Raw genomic sequence first — 21,828 nt, forward strand, 5'->3', positions numbered from 1 at the left:
TAGTACGCTGTCACTTCCCGGAATTTGTCGAAAAAACAGCCCAACTTACACAAGTTGGACTGCTTCTACTACTAATCTAGCTCTTCTTCAATCGCTCCCCATGCATATCATGCAGCTTGAAAGCCATCATTAAATTAAACCTGATTTCAGCATCATTCAAATCAACATTTAGTAGTGATTCAATTTTTTCAAGTCTGTATAACAGGGAACTCCGGTGGATGAAAAGCTCATCTGAAGTACTTTTAATATTTCCGTTATTTTGTAGAAAAACGTATAAAGTATGATATAAATCTATGTTTTTATTTTCTGTATAAGTTAATAAAGGATCCAGCTGACTTTTTATAAACAAGTTAACCGCATTAGATTGATCGAGATGGTGGAGAATTGTATAAGCTCCAAGATCTTCATATAGTGAAAAAGAGATATGCTTCATCCTAATATTCATAACATTTAATGCTAAAAGTGCCTGTTGGTAACTTACATAATAATCTTTCATATTGCTTGTTGATGTACCAATCCCCAATAAAATCTTACAACCAGAAAACACTTCTAGTGACCATTTATCAATATTGTCATAAAGGTTTTTCCAATACTTTTTACTTTGAACATCATCATCCACTGGAATTAGCAGGATATAGTTTTCATCATGTGAAACAGTTAATATCCGAGAATCAAACTTTGCAAGATGTGACTTAATTGCATCCCATACGAGGACTTTTTTTGCTTGCTGTTCTAAAAGATCATCTTCATTTAATGAAATCGTCAATACCGCGACACGATGACATTTAAAAATATCCCATTGAAACAGGTTAGCATATTGAATGATGCTCTCTTGATCTTCGATTTTTCCCACCAACAATTTACTAATAAAGCTATCCTTAACCTGCTCTTTTGTATCGAGAACAAGCTTTTGCTTAATAAACTGAATCGAGCATATATTTCGTGCCATCTCAACCGTTAGCTGGTCAAATTCATTCATCTCGCTTGCTGTATTGCAAACAGCAAGATATCCTAATAAATTGCCTCCGCCGTTTATCACCCAAAAAGAAAACACACAGTCGTCTCTTTCAGGGTGTACGACAGTAAACTTCTCTTGTTTTTTCAGATTTTGCCTTAACCTTTTCGCTTGTAGTGCAAGGTTATCAGGTAAATTGTAATCGTTATCACAATTTCGGAAATTAAAAGCAATCGGCCTCATAAATCGATCATATAAAATAACTGTTTCTTGAAATAGATCTGAGAGCTTTAATGTAATTCCTTCAAAATCATCATCTTCAACTGTTTTTTTCACCAGTGATTGTTGAAAATCTAGTAAAAAGTGAAGACGGTTTTTATTATCTTTTTCACTTTTATATAATCGTGCATTCTCTAAGAGAGTCGCAACATGTGTTGATAGCATTTCTAATATTTTTAAGTCTTCTTCAGAAAAAGGTCTTTCGTATTTATTCTGAACATGAAGCACACCAATTGGCTTAAGATCAATTAAAAGTGGTACTGTCATTTGGGCGCATCCAATTTCCTCAAGAAATGGAAAGTATTCCTTAAGTGCATAGTTATCCTCAATCATCATTATATCGGGATATTCCATTTCACCATAAACAGGCTTTTGTAAGTCAAAGCAATTCTCTTTCTCATTATATAAATACATACAAGCAAAATCAGCATTTGTTGAATTCCCAGCTCTGTGTGTTACTTCTAAAAAATGCTGGTCTAGAGAAGAATCAAGAGACTGATTTTTGCTAATCCATTCAATTCCCTCTAGCTTTTTCAACTGATTTTCCTTTTGTCTAGCCACAGATAGAGCGACGGCCATATCTTTTCCAAATTCCTCAAAATGACTTTCCATCTCTAGAAGTGGAACATAACTTAAAAAGCCTACGATACAAAAACCAAAGTGTTGAATGTCATCATTTAACGGAACAGTAAACCATGTTTTCACATTTTCTTCCTTAAGTATCTCTGTTAACCTGCAAGAATCATTTGTTGCAGAAGCTTTATATGTTAAGCTTTGACGAAGAAGTTTGGAGGAACAGCTTGCCGCTAAAAGAGGGAAATGCTTAAGGACTGAAGGAATATTTCCACTCCATGCCTTAGGAATAAAAGAATCTCCCTCACTCAAAACGACTCCAACAAAATCACAATATAATTCAGAACGGAACGAATCAGCTAAATATTGAAGCACTTCATCTTCTGTATTAATTTTAATTAGCTGCCGGGATGTGGTTCGTAGATGATGCTCTACTTTTTTCATTAGTATTTCTCTCTTACTGTTTGACACACAATAACCCCCTATTTCCGTTTTTCTTGATACTAATAGTATAAAAGAAGAAAAACTTAATTGAAAAGGTAATCGTGATCGTTTAAACGATTAATCAACTTGATAAAATGAAATTTGAACATCATTTGGTCTTCTAATTCCTTCACCAATGAAAATCATTCGGTTCAAATAAGAGTATTTTTCACTGCTCGTTTCAAAAGACGGAGTAGTTTTGAAATAATAAGAACCATCAGGAACCTGCTCACCACGAATAATTTTATCTATGATTTCTTTAGGACCATGTCTGTATCCTTTATTAATCACATAAATGGGTACACCATCGTCCGTTTCAATTACATAGTGAGCAAGAGCTTCTGTTACACCATCATATCTTATCATCTGGTAATCTGCGCCTCCTGAAAGGACTTTGCCTTTTATACCATTACCTTCAAAAGTACCGCCAATAATCGGAATAACTCTCCTTATGCCTGTTCCAACATCCCCAACTTCAATTGGGTTAGCTACCTGAATATTTGCCTTAAAAACAAATGTCGTTTCCATCTATAAAATCCCTTTCTTTGCTGAAAATTTTTAGACACTTAAACAAAAATAGAAAATGGGCAACCTTCTACCATTCTTAAATTTCTTAAAGAATAGTAGCGAAGTTAACCCATTTGAAGCTAAAACCTGACAAATTTATTTTGCTACATTCACTGGGCGATTTGCTGGTTTAATCTCTTCTTTTGCTTCGTAATAATCTCCATGTTTTTCTTGGACAAACAGCATCGCGATTCCTCCGAGTAATGCAGCTCCTCCGATTGCAACAAAATTAAACTGCGGTAATAGATTCATTGCTAATAGGAACCCAACAAAGGTTGGTGCAACAATTCCTCCAATACGACCAAATGCCATTGTGCTTCCAAGTGCAGTGGAACGCATGCTAGAAGGATAGTATTGAGAAACAAATGCATTGGAGATGTTCTGTAATCCAACTGAAGCTGCACCAATGATCGCAATTAATACGAAAGCAATTGCCATACTATTTGTTAATCCGATAAAGGATAGCGCTATAGCACCGCAGAAGAATAAAGGAACAAGAACCTTTTTAAATCCAATTTTATCAACCAAACGACCAAAAATAATCGTACCTGCAATTGCCCCAATTTGCATGACAGCCGTAAATGCTAGACTTGAGCTAAGGTCATAACCTGATTGCATCATAAGTCGAGGTAACCATGTGTTCATAGAATAAATTAAAACAAATGCACTAAAGCAAGATATCCAGAACATAATGGTACTTAACGCACGTTTATCTTCAAATAGCTTCACAACTGGTGAACCTGGTTCTTTTGCCGGTGGCTTTACAAATTCAAACTCCCCACCAGTTCTTAAGCTTGGATCAATTTTCATTAATGTTTTTCTAGCTTCCTCTTCATTGCCTTTTTCAATAAGAAACCCTACCGACTCAGGGATACTTTTTAATAAAAATGGAATAAACAAAAGTGGAATACCCGCTAACCAATAAACAGGCTCCCATCCAACTGTTGGTAATAGAGAACGGCTAGTAAGTGCTGCTGTAAGTGCTCCAATAGAATATCCACAGAAAATGAAAGAAATAATAGCAGATCGAACTCGTTTTGGAGAAAACTCAGTAGCAAGAGCAATAACATTCGGCATTACCCCACCCAAACCAATTCCGGCAATGATTCTAAATATAGCAAATAAAATTGGACCTGTTGCAAAACCTGATATCATGGTAAAGAAACTAAATAAGAACGTTGTTAGCAAAATAATTTTTTTACGACCTATTTTATCAGACAGCATCCCAAAAATAACTGCCCCCAAAGCGGTTCCGATAACAGTGTAACTGCCTATTGCACCAGCCGTTACGTCTGAAATTCCCCACTCCTGAATTAATGATGGAACAGACGCACCATAAACGACAACATCATAACCATCAAAAGCAATAACCAAAAACAACCAAGTTATCAGCCATACATGAAACGAAGAAATTTTACTATTATCAATAACATTCATCGGGTTAATCACTTTCATTTTGTTAGCCCCCTATTAGATATTTTAGTAAACGCTTTCAATTTTACCTCCCTTTTCAAATATTCAGTTTTCTTATCCATATTGTAATAGAATAAGAAAAGAATAGTTAGCTACTTTATGTAGGAAAAAAGGAAATTTGTTTCGTTAAATTTGTGGAAAGAGTTGAATAAAAAAACTTCAATCCCATTTGGACTGAAGCTATGTTATAAAGTATTTTATTTAAAACTCTTTCATATCTTTTCTACTCAAATAACTATACACTTATTAAAAAATTGCTTTATTATGCTCCTTTGACAACAAGAATAGTAGCTAGCTTATAGATAGAGAATAACTCTATGAATGGAGATTTAATAATAGTAATTATCCAACGAGTATCACTTCCTAAAAAACGTTAACCTCAAAACATCCTTCATAAACTCATCAAACGTCCCGAAATTCTTCTGATTATACCACTTTTGAACAGTCTGCATTAACCAAAATGGAATGGCTTTACCGTCAATTAGATCGTAATACTGATAATATGCGTTTTTCAGGTGCTCCCACCGAAGATCGTTTCCATCCTTACTATATTCAGATACGTCAATAACCTTCGCTTTCCCTTGTTGAAGCAAGATATTTTTCAAATGAATATCTCGTGGGTTCAGTCCCTGTTCTTTTGCAAAATCCCTAGCATCTTCAACGTCCAAAATAACTTGATGTGGAATATGAATTCCTTGCAAAATGCAGTCGTATAAAGTAATACCCTCTTCAAAGCTTAAAACTAAGTAACGTTCATGAACAGCATAACAAGTAGCGAAAAATGGTGAATTCTTTAACCTTTGATATACCTCTGCTTCTGTTTGAATTTTTTCCTTTTTATCCTCTGCATAAAGCTTAAAGGCGTATTGTGGTTTATGTGCATATTGAAACACAGCAGCATCCGTCCCAACACCAATGCATCTTAAATCATCCAAGCTGCCGTGAATTGTTACAGGCTTATTATTTGGATTTGATGTGATTTTAATTTTAGACAACAGCTTATCAACAACTAACCATTCCTTTTCCATAGCTTCACCCTTTTTCTTGAGTACTTTAGTATTCTATACGTTTCTTGTTATTCCATATATATGCTAGTTCTAGGGCTATGACCCACCCACCAAGCCAAACAAACCCTGCAAGAAAACCTGCGAAAACATCAGATGGATAATGTACTCCCAAATAAATACGACTGATTCCAATTAATAAGATAAGACAAATGAGCGCAGCCACGACGACAACTTTACGAATCTTACTTCCATCATATCGAAGAGACAAATAAACTAAGAATCCATAAAGCAACATACTTCCCATTGAATGTCCACTTGGAAAACTCAAACCATCAACATCAATCAATCTATTATCATCAGGACGATCTCGATTGAAATAGATCTTTAATAGTGAATTAAGTAATCCTCCTCCTGCCACAACAATCAAAAAGCATAGAGTAGCTAATAAATCTTTGTATTTTAAGTAAAACCATACCATTCCAACAATAAGTAAGGATCCAAGCATTGTACTAGAGCCAAGATGAGTAATAAACACCATCACTGGATCCAATAACTGAGAAGAGTAGGATCTAACAGCACGTATCAACACTGAATCAAATGAAAATGAATTTTTCTCCAATAAGGTAAGTGACAATTGAAAAAAAACAACTACATTCATAGCTAGTCCAAAAAGTATTGTTAATAACCATATCTTTGACATATTAAGGTGTTTTCTCTTAATCTCATGTTTCAGAACAGATTTCATCCACATTCTCCATTCATTCATTTTTCAATAATCGAGTAGGAGGCGCCTCACGGCGCCGACCTCTCACACCACCGTACGTACGGATCCGTATACGGCGGTTCGAAAGTTTATGAAATCACATTATACAAAGATTTTAAGCCTAACTTTTGCCAATATTCATTGTTTAAGGCAAAATCTAGTTGAGGGCTTTTGGAGATGCGCCAATATTTCTTCCTTGAATTGGCGCATCTTTTTGCCTTGTCTTTTGAGACACCAAGTTTAATTAGGTTTTTGTATCTTGTTTTCGGTTTCTTCCACTCTTTCCATCTACAAGCTCTTAATCTGCGTCTTGTATGGGCATCTATCTTTTCTGCATATTTCTTTATGTCCCCCACTTTAAAATAGTTGCCCCAGCCTTGAATGAGTTGATTTATCTTCATAATCCGAAATTCCATACTTACTCCCCAATTACGATTCGTTAGCTTCTTTAATTTAATTTCGAATCTTTCCTTCGACTTTATTGGCACGTATACTCTCGTTTTCTTTCGGTAGAAGCTCACCCCTAAGAATACACGTGCGTTCGGCTTTCCCACTGCACTCTTTTCCTCATTTACCCGTAGTTTAAGCTTTCTTTCAATAAATTGAGTTACCCCAACCTTGACTCGTTCTCCAGCTTTTATGCTTTTAACATAGATGTTACAGTCGTCCGCATACCGGACGAATCTGTGTCCTCGTTTCTCAAGTTCCTTATCCAATTCATTTAGAATAATGTTACTAAGAAGTGGACTTAATGGACCACCTTGTGGTGTTCCTTCTCTATTTACTGTTACCACACCGTTTTCCATGATTCCAGCTTGTAGAAATCTTCGAATCAGTTTCAAGGTTGGCTTGTCATCAATCGTCTTTGCGATTAGTGCCATTAGTTTGTCGTGTTGCACTTTGTCAAAGAATTTCTCCAAGTCGATATCCACCACATACCTATAACCTTCCTCAATATAACTTCTTGCCTGTCCAATTGCTTGATGGGCACTTCTATTAGGACGGAAACCATAACTATATTCACTGAATTGCTTTTCAAAGATAGGAGTTAACTTTTGAACGATTGCTTGTTGGATCACTCGGTCCGTCACAGTAGGGATTCCTAGTTTTCTTTTTCCGCCATTAGGTTTTGGTATCTCTACCCTTCTAACTGGTTGAGGCTTGTATTTTCCTTCTCTCGCTAAGTGGATAATCTCTAGCCCGTTTTCCTTCAGATAAAGGCGAGTAGCTTCTACATCTTTCGCATCGACACCTGCTGCTCCTTTGTTCTTCTTAACCTTCTTGAAGGCTGAGTTTAGATTATCTCTATCGAGAATTTGTTCAATTAATGTTTTATCTGATTTCATATTGGCTCCCATGTTCTTGAGATTGCACAAGGATAACTCCACTCTAAAGATAGACTCTTACTTTCCGAGTATCACCTCTATCTTTAGTCATCTAATGATTGGCTGTGTCTTTGTTTCCTTGTCATGTTACTCTAACAGGGTTCCTCCTTTCGTTCCGTCCTTCCCATCGTTAGATGGTACTATGACTTCAGCTGACTTCTCTTAGTTCAGTTACATATCACTATGTAAGTTCCTATTTTAAAGGGTGTCTAAGAGATCTCCCAGGGTAAGTTCATCCACTTTCTCCTCATATATCTGCCACATTTATCGCTATTCTACCGAGGATATTTTGGACTTTGTTTTGTTTTGCAAACTCGTCCTAAAATAACGACCTCTAATGTGATTCGTATACCTCAGACCAAGGATTTGCCTAGGGCTTCCTTCAGATTCCATGTCGCCATGGACACCCTTGCCTTCGACTAATGGTTCGCTATCCCAACGCCCATAACGGACTTTCACCGTCTAGTTGATGAACATGCCTGGCACACAAAAAAAGACCCTTACTATTTAGTAAAGGTCTAAAAAAAGACCTTCACCAATTAATAAAATTGGCAAAGGTCTCGCTAACAATATAAATTGCCAACAAAGCCGGGGCAATAATATCCCGAAATGACGACTTTGTTTAACAGCTACTCCCCTTTGAGGAATACGATCATTTAGTTGAGCTAATTCTAGCAAAATATGTGATAATGGTCAATCATTAATAGCTGGGAATTCATCTCAAAGAATGAGTGGTGACTTTTTATCATCTATTTCACAACAGGATTCTTCTGTACCTCATTTAACTGATGAATCATTCCCTGCAGCATCTCTTCTGTAAACTTTCCATCACTAAAATTAGATAAAGCACGTAATGGCATATATTTCATCATCGCTGCCATCATTTCTGTACCTTCCCCTTCGTCATCAGCAGCTGCTGCAAACGGACTTCCTTCTTGAGCTCTTGCTAACATTTCTTTCGCTAGTGGTGCAACTTTAAGGTTTGCAAGCAGATCTCCAATTGTTGTATTACGATGAACAACTAATGGAAGCTCTAATGAAGATTCAACGTTTACCTTTTCTGATAAAACAATCTCTTTTGAGCTTTTTCCTACTAATAGTTTGAACTCTCCACTTTCTACATGCCAATCTTTTAACTCTGTATTGTAGTAAGCAAAAGCACGTTTATCTAACGTAAATTTAACGGCTTTTTCCTCGCCAGGTTGTAATTCTACTTTTTCAAACCCTTTTAATTCCTTCTCAGGTCTGCTTACACTGCTTTCTACATCTTTTACATAAAGTTGAACAACTTCCTTACCAGCAATAGCACCTGTATTTTTCACATTTACTGTAACAGTAAGTGTTTCTGTATCTTTTAGTTGGTTTGAGCTTACTGATAGATTGCTATATTCAAATGTTGTATAGCTAAGTCCAAATCCAAATGGGAATAAAGTTTCTACATTTTTTGTATCATAATAGCGGTAACCAACGAAAATTCCTTCGCGATACTCCACTCGATCTCCCTCACCTGGGAAGAATAAATAAGAAGGATTGTCACTTAATCTTTTTGGGAATGTTTCAGCAAGTTTCCCGCTAGGGTTTTCATCACCAAAAAGAATATCTGCAATGGCTCCGCCAAGTGCTTGACCTCCAAGATAACCCTCAAGTAATCCTTTTACTTTATCTAACCATGGCATTTCAATTGGTGCACCGTTGCTTAACACAACAATAATATCCGAGTTCACTTCAGCAACGGCATCAAGTAAACGCTTTTGATTTTCAGGAATGTGTAAGTGTACACGATCATAGCCTTCAGATTCGTAACGATCTGGTAAACCTGCAAACAAGACAACTGTTTCTGCTTGTGCTGCCACTTCTTTTGCTTCATGGATTAATGCTTCATCAATCTCATCTTTATCACGATAGTATCCTTGGGCATAAGTAACACTTGCTTCTGGTCCAGCAGACTTTTCAATTTCCTCTACAATGTTTTCAAGCTTTGTTGGCTTAATATGAGAGCTTCCTCCACCTTGATATCTTGGTGCTTTGGCAAATTCTCCAATTACTGCGATACTACCTTCTTTTTTAAGTGGTAGAATGCTGTTTTCATTTTTTAATAGCACCATGCTTTCTCTCGCAGTTACTCTAGCTAACTGATGATGCGCTTCTTGATCATATGTTGCATTTTCTTTCTTTTCTTCAACTGCTTTAAAAATAATACGGAGAATACGTTCCACAGCAGCATCAAGCTTTTCTTCAGGTAAAGTACCATTTTGAACCGCTTCGATCACTTTATTTTCACCGATTCCTTTTGAAGCCGGCATTTCTAGCTCTAACCCATTAGCCAAGGCAACATCACGCTCATTTACTGCTCCCCAGTCAGAAACAACAAAGCCTTCAAAGCCCCACTCATCTTTCAAGATATCATTTAATAAATAGTTATTTTCAGAAGCAAACTCACCGTTAATTTTATTGTAAGAGCACATCACTGTCCATGGCTGTGATTGTTTTACTGCTCCTTCAAAGCTAGCTAGATAGATTTCACGGAATGTTCTTTCATCAACAATCGCATCCGTTGACATTCTGCGGTGCTCCTGATTATTCGCTGCGAAATGCTTTAGTGATGTTCCAACACCTTGACTTTGAACACCTATAATATGATTTGCTGCCATTTCTGATGAAAGGTACGGATCTTCAGAGAAATACTCAAAGTTACGACCACATAAAGGCGAACGCTTAATGTTTGCACCAGGTCCAAGAAGAACAGCTACATCCTCAGCCTGACATTCTTTTCCTAACGCAACCCCAACTTGCTGGATTAGATTACGATCCCATGAGCTCGCCATTCCTGCAGCAGATGGAAAGCATGTCGCTGGTACACTGTCGAATAACCCTAAGTGGTCAGCCCCCATTCTTTGTTTTCGTAATCCGTGTGGGCCGTCTGTTACCATAATTGATGGAATTCCTAATCGTTCAATTCCTTTTAGGTTCCAGAAATCTTTACCGGAACATAGCCCGGCTTTTTCTTCTAATGTCATCTGAGAAATAAGAGCTTTAATGTCTTTTGCCACCATAATCCCTCCATAAAATAGATAAAGTAAACGCTTTCTAGTAAACTATATGTTTTATTATAAATAACAAGCCTATATATTTTTGGTATTATTTTAGTATTTTTAGCTATATTTTAATATTATATTCTGTATGGTATCATTCAAATAAAATGTGAGGAGACAAAGATGATACTTAAGGACGTAGATTATATTTGCAAACTGATTTATGAATCCTTTAACATTCCTATTACCTTCATAGATCACAACGATATGGTTAAATTTGAACAGTCTTCTCTTAGTTTTAAAAATCCTAACAGCTCGTTTCACCACAACATATTCAAGCAATTTAACTTTAGAAAAGAAACATTTCTATTCCCACTGTTCGTCAAAACAGAACACTATGAAGAATTTTTTTTCATTCAAATTAGACAGGAAAATGAGTATAAAGGAATGATCATTGTCGGTCCAACTCTTGCACCCGAGCTAACAAATGATAGACTAACAGCACTCATAAATGATATGAATGTTCAAAAGAGTCTAGGTGAAAAACTCGTTTATTATTTTGAAACCCTTCCCCGACTTTCTCATATGAAATTAATGAATATTAGCATGCAAATATACTATATGCTTTACCAGGAAACACTGGACCCGGCAGAAATCATTTTAAAAAATAGTAAAGTTGGAGATCTTCCATTCAAAATTGAAGATCCCCAAGTAACCATTTCGCAACAACGGGAAAATGTCTCATTTCATCATGATTTTATGTATGAGAAAAGGCTATTTCAATTCATTAAAGAAGGTAGGAAGGAAGAATTCTTAAAGATATTTAAAATAAGTCCCGAAAACGGTAAGGTTGGAATTCTTTCTAAAAAAAGTCAGTTACGTCATAGTAAAAACCTTGGTATTACTGCGATTACTTTAGCAACACGCGCCGCAATTGAAGGTGGTCTTCATTATGAAATTGCTTATACACTTAGCGATTTGTATATCCAAAGCTTAGAGGAATTAACAGATTGTTCATTGATTGATCCTTTTATAGAACAAGCATTAAGTGAATTTGCCGATCATGTACGTAAGCAGAAACAACAAAGCTACTCTAAGCCAATAAACAAGTGTATGAATTATATTTATACACATCTTTACGAAGAATTGACCCTAACACAACTTGCGGAACTAGTAGATATGCACCCAAATTATGTATCTTCTCTTTTTAAAAAAGAAGTAGGAATATCAATTGCGGAATATATTCATAAAACGAAAATCGATGAAGCCAAAACATTGTTAACTTTTACGGACTATTCACTTTTAAAAATTTCGACAATCTTAAACTTTCATGATCAAAGTTATTTCACAAAGGTGTTTAAGAAATATACCGGTATAACACCTAAGAAGTACAAAACTTTAACATAAGAAAAAGGTGAGTAGCAAATAATACATTTTGCTACTCACCTTTTAAATATAATACATATACGGCGTTTGATGGTTTTTATCAGAAGAAGTTGATACCTTTATTTTCTTATTTTCAAGTAATTTTTCAATCGTATAATAATTCATTTCTTCATTAAATTTACGATCCCAGCCTAATTTATTTGCTGTTTCTCTAACAGTCCCCTTCATTCCGACAAAGAACATGCTAATATCTTTTTCCTTTTTTAGTTGTTCCTTCAAGTCTTCTATTACCTCAAACGATGGAGTGTCCATATCATTAACTCCAGAAAAATCGATAATAATCATGTTAGCCAGAGGCTTTAAATAAAGAAACTCCCTGATCTTTTCTTCCAAATAAGAAATGTTTGCAAAGTGAATGGAAGAATCAACTCGAATCATAATTAAATCTTCAAGTGTTGTCGCTTGAGGAAATCTCTTTATATCACGAAATATTTGTTCCTTTTCAAGATATCCCATTTCAATAATATTTGGCCTTGTTATTCTTGCTAACAACAAACAGAAATTAAAAATAGCACCAACTAAAATTCCCCACTGAATTCCAACAAATAAGGTGACAAAAAAGGTGACAATCCAGCTCCATCCATCTATTGATCTTACATTGAACAAGAATTTTGCTTGTTCAATATCAATTAATTTATAGACGGCAACGATAATAATCGCAGCTAGAACTGCACTCGGCAAATAATAAAAATAAGAGGTAAATAACATCAATGTAATGATCATAAACAAACTAGTGAAAATTGACACTAATTGCGTAACGCCACCACTTTGATGATTCACTGCACTTCTTGAAAAGCTTCCATTAACAGGGAAAATCTGAAACAACGAACCTAGCATATTAGCTAAACCTAATGCCTTTAACTCGCGATTTGGGTTAAGTTTATATTTTTCTTTATCCGCAATTGTTTTTCCTATTGCCAATGACTCCATAAAGCCAAGCAAAGCAATGATGACTGCTGGTATAATTAATTGCTTCACACTTTCTAATGAAATCGTTGGCAATGAAAGAGACGGAAATCCATTTGGCACCGTACCAACAATCTGAACACCTTTTTCTTGTAATGAAAAAATGTACACACTAAGTGAAGACAACAGAATTAAGACAAGAGCAGCTGGAAAACGAGAGTTTATTTTTTTGAGAATAACTAAGAAAATGATACTACTTACTCCTAAGAGAACAGTCATCCCATGTAAGTTCGTCAATTCCCTACCTATTCCAATTAGTAAATGATGGGCTTGAAAATACGTACCAAGATCGATTCCAATCAGATGCTTTAACTGACTTAGACCAATGATGATAGCTGCGGCTGAAGTATAGCCACCCAGCACAGATGGTGAGATAAATTTCACAATAAAACCCAGTCGTAATACTCCTAGTAAACATTGAATCGTCCCCACCATAAGTGCCAATAAAATAACAAGCGTGATATAATCCTGTGACCCTGGCTCACTTATGCTTGATATTCCTGAAAAAACAAGTAAAGAAGTTATGGCTGTTGGTCCAACCGATAAATGCCTTGAAGAGGCAAATAATGCATAAATAATTAAAGGAATGGTTGAAGCATATAACCCCATAACGGGTGGTAAACCAGCTAACATCGCATATGCCATACCTTGAGGAACGAGCATCACAAATAAGGTTAAGCCTGCAATCAAATCTTTCATCATTAGACTTTTGTTATATGGTTGTTCTAAGCCTGGTGGTATATATTTTTTAATGGTCATCTTTACCATTTCCTTTACTTTTAAAGTTCTTCTTATCTATACGATAACACGCTTTTTCACGGAGGCATATTGCAACAAATGCATAGCATATAACAGATTGTTATAGCTAGTTTATTTTCCTGATAAGCCGACCTAGGGTATTATATAAAGATAAGATAAAAATGTCTAATTGGGAGGGTATGTATGAATATAGAAAACCTGAAAATGTTTTGCTTAGTCGTTGATGAAGGAAGCATTAGTCAAGCAGCAAGATTAAGCTTTGTGTCTCAGCCGGCTGTGACAAGACAAATCCGCCAATTAGAGAATTTTTATGGTACTTTATTATTTGATCGGACAGAAGGAAAGCTTATAGTTACAGAAACAGGGAAAATGCTCTATCCTTTTGCCAAAGCCATTATTAATGATTTTGATAGATCTAAAGAAGTGATCCTTCAGGCTACCGGAGAGTATAATTCAAATCTTAGGGTAGGTGCTTCTCTGACAATTGGTGAGTTTCTATTACCAAGTTTACTTGGTCGATTTAAAAAACATGCACCAGAAATAAAAGTAACCTTAACGATTCGAAACACACCAAGTGTGTTAGAGGATTTAACGAACGATGTGATAGATATTGCATTAGTTGAAGGAATTGTTGAAGATAAACATCTAATTGTTGAGAAATTTGCCAATGATGAACTCATCCTCGTTTGCTCACCTGATCACCCATGGAAGGACCGATCTGAAATTCAAATTGAGGAATTAGCAAATGAAAAAATGATTTGGCGTGAATCAATTTCTGGAACAAGACTCATCGCAGAAAATGCCCTGAAAGAGTATGGAATTTTGGAAAAGATAAATAGTTATATGGAAATCGGTAGCACACAAGCCATAAAAAGTGCCGTTGAGTCAGGTCTTGGAATTAGCATACTTTCTAAACTAACTGTTGCCAGAGAATTAGAACAAGGCTATTTACAAGAAATAAAAATTAAAGATGTACATATTGAAAGAAGCTTATGGCTCGTTAAAAAGCCGCAGCGGTTTCATCGAGAAGGTGTTTCTCAATTTGTAGAGTTTATTCAGCATTAAGAACAAAAGTACTGGAGCTGGATGTCAAAGTACAATCCACAATCTCTGTAATACATAATTTCTTGTAAGCAATAAAAAGGCAACAANNTTGTTGCCTTTTTATTGCTTCTACAACCCAAACAAATTAGGCAAAAACAAGCTTATCTTAAAAGCTGTCTAAACTAGTTATCATCTTTTGTGCTGAAAGCCGCTTACTCCGCCACTAGCCAAATCTATTATTCAAAGAGTAAACTTTTTAGAAAAATTCATATAAAAATTGAGATAAACTTAAAACAGCTAACGATTGTCCGTATGGCATTGTTGTCGTTTTGATTTCTTTATAAAACTCTAATGTATCACCCATACCTGTTCCAACTGATACCTTTTGCAAAGCACCTTCATCATTAATTTCCTTCACAATTCCACGAATTGCTTTGTAAGCTGTTTCTCTATATTCTTGACCAATATATCGTTTATGAACAGACTTCAAAATGCCATAAGCAAAGCCAGCTGTTGCAGAAGCTTCTAAATAAGATGTTTTGTCATTGATTAATGTATGCCATAATCCGCTTTCATCTTGATATTCAGCTAATGCTTCAATTTGTCTTTTTAATGTATCAAGAAGATATTCTCTTAAGAAATCTCCCTCTTTTAAATCAAGAATTTCGATAAATTCCGGAATGGCAATGGTAATCCAGCAGTTCCCTCTTCCCCATAATGCTTCTGCATAATGATGGTTTTCTTCAAAAGTCCAGCCGTGAAACCATAATCCTGTTTTACGATCACTTAAATACTTTATATGAATTAAAAATTGTCTTTTCGCTTCTTCAATATATTCTTGTTTATTGAAAAGTCTTCCGATCTTGGCCAAAGGCAAAACCGTCATCATCAAGGTGTCATCCCATAGCTGATTTTTATTTTCAGGGCCGTATGTCATATGTTGAAGACCGTTTTCCTCAGTTCGTGGCATATCATGCATAACCCACTCTGCCCAATTTTCTAAATAAGGAACAAATGTCTGATCCTTCGTTTCTTCATATAGAAACGCTAGCGTTAATAGAGGAGCCATTGTATTCACATTTTTTGGTGGTACCCCTTCTTCAAATCTAGCTTGAAACCAATCGGTCATTATAGTTAATGCCTTCTGACTATTTGTTAGTTTCCAATATTTAAAGATTCCATACAACCCAACACCTTGCGGCCAGTTCCAAACATTCCAGCTCTTATCATCAACAACTAAACCATCAAAGTTTAATAAAAATTCACCTGTATTATCTTTTATTTGTGAAAGATTATCCATCAATACATCTATGTAGTTAATAATCTCAGTTTTCTCTAGAAAAGCTTGTTTTTGAGTCATTGTAATCCCTCCAAAAATTATTGTAATAGCTTTAAATCTCAAAAAGATAAAACGTTTTCAATTTCATTTAAAGTTCTCTTTGATTGGTCATAACCTTTTGTTTCTCTGTTATTCAACGTTTCTTTTTTATTTATTATGTTTATTTAGTGCCACTTTTGTTCGTTTATTTCCACTTTCATTATAAAAAATTAATGACTTGTGGTCAATAGGGTTTCTTTTATTATGTTTTGCTAGATTACTAAAAAACGCTGAAACCAGTTTTATCACAACAACATCAACATTTTTATATTTTTAGGAAAATAAAAAAATAACTACCAAAATTACTTTGGTAGTTATTTGTAAGTTTTATATGTAATAAAAAGAATTGTACTTTAATTTAAAACTGATAATAGGGTTTTCTTAAAACTTTGATAAACATACAGCCAAAGTGCTTGTTCCTCTTTATACCGTCTTTGTAATGATGAAATCATTTCTTTTTGTTTTTCCGGAAAAGAAGGATCATCCTTTGCTGGAAGTGTAGCTCTGAGATCATCTACAATCTGCTGAACTTCTGGTGCACGAGGACCCCATTTTCCAATTAGTGTACCTTCATCATTCAAAATTAAAACAATCGGTATCGCTCGTCCACCATTTGTTAAATGTCGGTCAATAAGTTCTGTATCAGCATCTCTTAATGTAACACGAACCTCAATATCTGAAGCCTCAGCCAGCTTTCGTATCACAGGATTAATCATCATAGCATCACCACACCAATCTTCTGTAATAATTAAAAAGTGTAGTGAATGCTTTGCTAATTCGTTGCCAAACCCATCTTCTGGTAGTTGGAAGGATTGATAAACATTGAAGCTTTCCTCTCTTAAATTGCCCATATCCTCCATATATTGTTGAATTGACTTGCCTTCTCTAAAATACTGTTCTTCTGTTTTCATGAAAACACCTCTTTTACGTCTTTATATCATCATATTAAGCCCGAATTATTTTAAATGCAAAAATTGGTGCGAATTTATCCAAAGTTTCATAAATGGTCAAGTGATCGCAGCTGACGCGGGCTGGACTGCGTACTAAGAATAAGCCAAAAAACAAGCCCTGAAAATCTTTTCGGGTGTCCTGTTATAGTTAAAATTCAATTAGTGATTTAGATGAAGCATCTATTTCTAGGGAATTATTCATGAGGGTATACGTAGAAGTTGTAGAATTGTGATTCGTAAATAGAACGGCATATCGATTCACAAGTGAAGATTTTTACTATTACTGTCTACTCATTTTTTCTATTTCAGATTCTACTTTATAGACTCTTTTGTTTAATACTTCTGTTCGATCATCAACATAATCAACAATCTTATCAGTATATAGGCCTAAACTATCAACAAGGTTTTTTTGCAACTTTTCTTGGCCAGCTTCTAGTCTTTTCTGACCTTCCCGCAATTCATAAGTATCTTTCTTTAATTCATTTGTATCTTTTCTTAACTCTCTGGTATCTTTCTTCAATTCATTTGTGTCTTTTCTCAATTCATTTATATCTACACGCATTTCTTTTATTTCGTTTAACATTTGCCTTAAAATCTCTTCCATATTCCTCTCCTCCTTTCCTATGTTCTTAAACTGATTATACCACCCTATATATTAATAAGGGATAAAAAAGATTTCTAGACATAGGCAATTGATTATTTATAATAAATCAAATTACAACTTATGACATTTGTACATAAACTAAACAAGGAGTGCACGAAGCTTATGTATGAAAATGTTGGAGGGAGAATTATGAAGGATGATGAAACTGTTCACTCTCATGGAATGGAACTTGGAATTTATTCTTTAGCAGATTTACGTCCTAATCCCTATACAGGAGTAACGATCAGTGCTAAGCAGCGAATCGAAGAAATCATTGAAGCCGCAAAGCTTGCAGATGAGGCAGGACTTGAAGTTTTTGGTTTAGGTGAGCACCATCGATTTGATTATGCAGTGTCATCTCCTTCTGTTGTATTGTCTTCGATTTCTCGCGTAACCAAGAGAATAAAACTAACAACCGCAACCACAGTCTTTAATACCAACGATCCTGTTCGTTTATATGAAGATTTTTCAACACTTGATCTTTTATCAAACGGCCGTGCCGAAATCATTGCCGGTCGAGGAGCCTACTTGGAATCATTTCCTCTCTTTGGATATGATATAAAAAATTATGATGAATTATTCGAGGAAAATATTATCCTATTCCAAAAGTTGAATAAAGAAAAAAATGTAACGTGGGAGGGGAAGTTCCGCTCTCCTCTGCAACATGCAGATATTGTTCCACGGTCATTTCAAGATAAACTTCCGTTATGGGTTGGTGTTGGTAGTACACCGCAAAGTGCTGCACGTGCGGGAAGATTAGGTACCGGATTAGTTGTCGTTACCTTTGGAAAAGATTATCGGGTCTATAAAGAGCTTGTAGATATCTATCGAAAAGAAGCAGATAAATATGGAGTGTCTCCTACAGAGATTAAAGTAGCAGTTAGCGGACACGCCTACCTTTCACAAACAGCTGAAAAAGCAAAAAAAGAATTCTTTCCCTATCATTCAAGCTATTGGAGATCAATGAATTCAAATCAGGAATGGCTAAGAAATGATTTTGAAAAGATAACCAGTGAGAAAGGATCACTATTTGTGGGAAGCTCACAACAAATTATCGAAAAAATTTTACATCAATATGAACTTTTTGGACATCAGCGTTTTATGGCGCAAATTGATATTGGAGGAATGCCTTTTAAAACTGTGGTTGAAAACATTGAACGCTTAGCCACTGAAGTAGCACCTGTAATAAGAAGGGAAACAAAGAAATAGAATGGTATCAAGGAATTGTCAGGAGGTATGCTCATGTTTGATGAAATTGAAAAAAGAACAGGATTAACGGTGAACGATCTTGTTAAAATGATGGAATTTTTCAAACAAACGGATTTCCAAAAGGAACAAGAGCTTCGAACCTTTATTCGAAAAGTATCTCAGACTGCCAAAAAACCGATATCAAAGAAAACGGAAAACTTGATTGTTCAAACCTATGAATCTTTTCAGAACGATACAAAGATGTATAACAGCAGAAGAAGAAATTCATAGGAACTTCTTCTTTCTGCTTCCTTGTTTATTCTGTGTGGAAGGGTCACTTATTACGTTTATTTCTCCCTTCCATTTAAATAAAACACTACTGACTGATAATCTCCGCCTCGTTCAGCCAATTTTCCGTTTACTCCATTAAATTCAACAGGCAAAGGTAAACCTCGATAAACTAGTTCATCACCATAATAGGCTTTTTCTCCATTCACTTCATACAACAAGTTAACATCAAGTCCTTTTAAAAGCAGCACCTGCTGCTTCTTTGGATTCGCAGTCGCAAGGACTTTATACCATCCAACCAACACTTCCTTTCTATCTTTTGAAACAATCATCCATGCTGTTTCGTTTTCTTCAAAAGGACTTTGAAGACGATAAAATTCTCCATCTCGAATAAGTTTACGGTGACTTTTGTAAAATTGCACTTGAGTTTTGATGATTTCGCGCTCTTCCTCTTTTAGCTCTAGTGGATTTAACTCATAACCAAATGTACCAAAATAGGCAGTATTTGCTCTTGTTTCGATTGGTGTTTTTCTCAATGTTTGATGATTTGGAACAGCTGAAACGTGTGAACCCATACTATAAATAGGATAGGCAAGTGATGTTCCGTATTGAATTTTAAGACGTTCCACTGCATCGGTATCATCACTTGTCCAAGCTTGTGGAGCGTAATAAAGCATACCTGGGTCAAATCTGCTTCCACCACCAGCACAAGATTCGAATAAAACATCAGGAAATTCAGATGTTAGTTTTTCATATAAATCATAAACACCTAAAATATAGCGATGAAAAAATTCCCCCTGTTGTTCTTGGTTATGGGCAGATGAGTAGGCATCTGTTATATTTCGATTCATATCCCATTTAATATAAGAAAGCTTTGTTTTGCGGATGATACCCGCCATTTTTTCATATAAATAGTTCACTACTTCAGATCTTGAAAAATCCAACACAAGTTGATTTCTTCCGAAGACAAGGTGCTCCCCAGGTCTTCCAACAATCCAATCAGGATGCTCCTTATACAGCTGACTTACCGGATTTATCATTTCCGGCTCAAACCATAAACCAAACTTCAGATCCAATTCCTTTAGTTTGCTCGCTAATGATTCCAAGCCATTCGGAAGTTTGTCTTCATCTTCAAACCAATCACCAAGTGATGATGTATCATCATTTCGTTTGCCAAACCAACCATCATCTAAAACAAATAACTCAATCCCTAAATCTTTAGCACTTTTCGCAATATTCACTAGCTTTTCTTCATTAAAATCAAAATAAGTTGCTTCCCAGTTATTGATTAAAACAGGTCTTTCTTCTTTTTTCCATGGATCACGAATTAAATGCTGACGATATAATTGATGAAAAGCCTGACTCATCCCGTTTAACCCTTTATGAGAGTAAGCGATCACTACTTCTGGCGCTTGAAAGCTTTCATTCTCCTTCAGATTCCACTGAAATTGATGTGGATGAATCCCCATCATCACTCTTGATGTTTCATAATGATCAACCTGAACCTGCGCTAGAAAATTACTGCTATACACAAAATTAAATCCATACACTTCATTATGATGCTCTGTTGTATTTTCTCGTTTTAAGGCAATAAAAGGGTTATCATGGTGTGAGCTAGCGCCTCTAATGCTAGAGATGGAAGATATGCCTTGTACAAGTTCTCTTTCTTTTATATGTCTTTCTCTAGACCATGTTCCAGATAGATGCACCATTTTAAAGTCTGAGTCTGGAAGATCAATAGATGAACTCATGAGCTTATTTAATGAAAGTGTATGTTCTCCTATATTCTCAATTTTTACAGTGCGGGTAATAACCGGCAAATGATGAAAAACGGTATAAAATAATTGAAGACTTGCGCTTACCTGGTGATCTTCTAGTGTCACAATAAGTGTCGTAGCTTCTTCTTCTCCAGCATATGTAGCAGGTAGTCCTGTTAATTTTGGCTTTCCTTTTACTATCTCATATCCTTGGTATGCAAATAAATTTCCAAGTCTGCCTTCAGAATCAACAACCTCAATCGCAGCCTCACGAAAATCCCCTTTACCTGGTACCGGAAACTCTTGACGTGTTGTTTCAAGAGAAAAAGCTGGGTCATCTTGATAAAAATGACAGCTTGCGGCTGTAGGAAGATCATTTCGCTGAAAATGTGAAAAATCCTCACGATGACGAAGGGCCTTTCCAAAATAAAGCTGCCCAAGACTACCATTCTTTAACACTTGAAAAATATAACTAATTTGACCATTTGTTAAGTGAAATTGTTGCAGTTGATCGTTTATATGAATGTACATGTTTCAACTCCTCTGATTGACAGTCTTTCATTGGTTGATTACCTTTGTTATCGGGAATGGATTTTGGTCTCGGGAACAGTTTCTGTCCCGGTTTTGGTTTTGCCTAGTTCGAGACAGTATTCTGATCTTTCCAACGGGTTCTGTCCCGATTCTGCCTGTATCAAGACTGTGGCTTGATCTTTCCACCAGTTTCTGTCCCGATTCTGCCTGTATCGAGACTGTGGCTTGATCTTTCCACCAGTTTCTGTCCCGATTCTGCCTGTATCGAGACTATGGCTTGATCTTTCCACCAGTTTCTGTCCCGATTCTGCCTGTATCGAGACTGTAGTCTGATCTTTCTACCGGTTTATGTCCCGATTCT

16 protein-coding genes are annotated in these 21,828 nt (G+C 35.8%); 4 read left to right on the plus strand and 12 right to left on the minus strand.

What is annotated here, in order from left to right; genetic code table 11:
* Nucleotides 1-76: 76 nt before the first annotated feature.
* The 7 genes from COD11_RS09215 to COD11_RS09245 all read right to left on the minus strand — a co-directional run bounded on the left by COD11_RS09215 (nt 77) and on the right by COD11_RS09245 (nt 10,535).
* Nucleotides 77-2,278, minus strand: coding sequence for a helix-turn-helix domain-containing protein (locus tag COD11_RS09215; RefSeq protein WP_098796470.1), 2,202 nt, complete (start codon nt 2,276-2,278; stop codon nt 77-79).
* 90 nt (nt 2,279-2,368) lie between these two features.
* Nucleotides 2,369-2,818 (minus strand): DUF3237 domain-containing protein, encoded by a 450-nt coding sequence (locus COD11_RS09220; RefSeq protein WP_098796471.1) that lies wholly within the window; start codon nt 2,816-2,818, stop codon nt 2,369-2,371.
* Nucleotides 2,819-2,953: 135 nt separating this feature from the next.
* The gene (locus tag COD11_RS09225; RefSeq protein ID WP_098796472.1) at nt 2,954-4,312 is read right to left on the minus strand and encodes an MFS transporter; all 1,359 of its coding nucleotides are present in this window, start codon (nt 4,310-4,312) and stop codon (nt 2,954-2,956) included.
* 374 nt (nt 4,313-4,686) lie between these two features.
* Entirely contained in the window at nt 4,687-5,358 is a 672-nt protein-coding gene (locus tag COD11_RS09230; RefSeq protein ID WP_098796473.1) for a serine/threonine protein kinase, read from the minus strand.
* Nucleotides 5,359-5,383: 25 nt separating this feature from the next.
* Complete coding sequence (locus COD11_RS09235) at nt 5,384-6,082, minus strand: phosphatase PAP2 family protein (RefSeq protein WP_176551026.1); 699 nt, start codon at nt 6,080-6,082, stop codon at nt 5,384-5,386.
* Nucleotides 6,083-6,189: 107 nt separating this feature from the next.
* Nucleotides 6,190-7,446, minus strand: a complete 1,257-nt coding sequence (ltrA, locus tag COD11_RS09240; RefSeq protein WP_098796497.1) for a group II intron reverse transcriptase/maturase — start codon at nt 7,444-7,446, stop codon at nt 6,190-6,192.
* 788 nt (nt 7,447-8,234) lie between these two features.
* Nucleotides 8,235-10,535 (minus strand): glycoside hydrolase family 3 C-terminal domain-containing protein, encoded by a 2,301-nt coding sequence (locus COD11_RS09245; protein WP_098796475.1) that lies wholly within the window; start codon nt 10,533-10,535, stop codon nt 8,235-8,237.
* Nucleotides 10,536-10,700: 165 nt separating this feature from the next.
* On the opposite strand from COD11_RS09245, the gene COD11_RS09250 reads away from it, so the two are divergent.
* Nucleotides 10,701-11,924 carry an AraC family transcriptional regulator gene (locus COD11_RS09250; protein WP_098796476.1) on the plus strand — a complete coding sequence of 408 codons (1,224 nt, stop codon included), beginning with the start codon at nt 10,701-10,703 and terminating at the stop codon, nt 11,922-11,924.
* Nucleotides 11,925-11,966: 42 nt separating this feature from the next.
* Here COD11_RS09250 and COD11_RS09255 read toward each other — a convergent pair whose 3' ends face one another.
* Nucleotides 11,967-13,688, minus strand: a complete 1,722-nt coding sequence (locus COD11_RS09255) for a SulP family inorganic anion transporter (protein ID WP_098796477.1) — start codon at nt 13,686-13,688, stop codon at nt 11,967-11,969.
* A gap of 183 nt (nt 13,689-13,871) precedes the next feature.
* On the opposite strand from COD11_RS09255, the gene COD11_RS09260 reads away from it, so the two are divergent.
* Entirely contained in the window at nt 13,872-14,753 is an 882-nt protein-coding gene (locus COD11_RS09260) for a LysR family transcriptional regulator (RefSeq protein ID WP_098796478.1), read from the plus strand.
* A 235-nt stretch (nt 14,754-14,988) separates the two neighbouring features.
* Here the strand turns inward: COD11_RS09260 and bglB are convergent, their stop codons facing one another.
* The 3 genes from bglB to COD11_RS09275 form a co-directional block, all read right to left on the minus strand.
* A complete protein-coding gene (gene bglB / locus COD11_RS09265; protein WP_098796479.1) occupies nt 14,989-16,092 on the minus strand; it encodes a beta-galactosidase BglB in 1,104 nt (367 codons plus the stop codon).
* Between the two features lie 371 nt (nt 16,093-16,463).
* Nucleotides 16,464-17,021 carry a thioredoxin family protein gene (locus COD11_RS09270; protein WP_098796480.1) on the minus strand — a complete coding sequence of 186 codons (558 nt, stop codon included), beginning with the start codon at nt 17,019-17,021 and terminating at the stop codon, nt 16,464-16,466.
* Nucleotides 17,022-17,340: 319 nt separating this feature from the next.
* Nucleotides 17,341-17,664: a hypothetical protein gene (locus tag COD11_RS09275; protein ID WP_098796481.1), complete on the minus strand. Its 324-nt coding sequence runs from the start codon at nt 17,662-17,664 to the stop codon at nt 17,341-17,343.
* 189 nt (nt 17,665-17,853) lie between these two features.
* Here COD11_RS09275 and COD11_RS09280 point away from each other — a divergent pair, with 189 nt between their 5' ends.
* The gene (locus COD11_RS09280; RefSeq protein WP_098796498.1) at nt 17,854-18,912 is read left to right on the plus strand and encodes an LLM class flavin-dependent oxidoreductase; all 1,059 of its coding nucleotides are present in this window, start codon (nt 17,854-17,856) and stop codon (nt 18,910-18,912) included.
* A 33-nt stretch (nt 18,913-18,945) separates the two neighbouring features.
* The gene (locus COD11_RS09285; RefSeq protein WP_176551027.1) at nt 18,946-19,182 is read left to right on the plus strand and encodes a stage VI sporulation protein F; all 237 of its coding nucleotides are present in this window, start codon (nt 18,946-18,948) and stop codon (nt 19,180-19,182) included.
* 56 nt (nt 19,183-19,238) lie between these two features.
* Here the strand turns inward: COD11_RS09285 and COD11_RS09290 are convergent, their stop codons facing one another.
* A complete protein-coding gene (locus tag COD11_RS09290; RefSeq protein ID WP_098796483.1) occupies nt 19,239-21,467 on the minus strand; it encodes an alpha-galactosidase in 2,229 nt (742 codons plus the stop codon).
* Nucleotides 21,468-21,828 lie beyond the last annotated feature (361 nt).

This window comes from Bacillus sp. AFS040349 (genome assembly GCF_002577655.1).
In the GTDB taxonomy this organism is placed as follows: domain Bacteria; phylum Bacillota; class Bacilli; order Bacillales; family Bacillaceae; genus Metabacillus.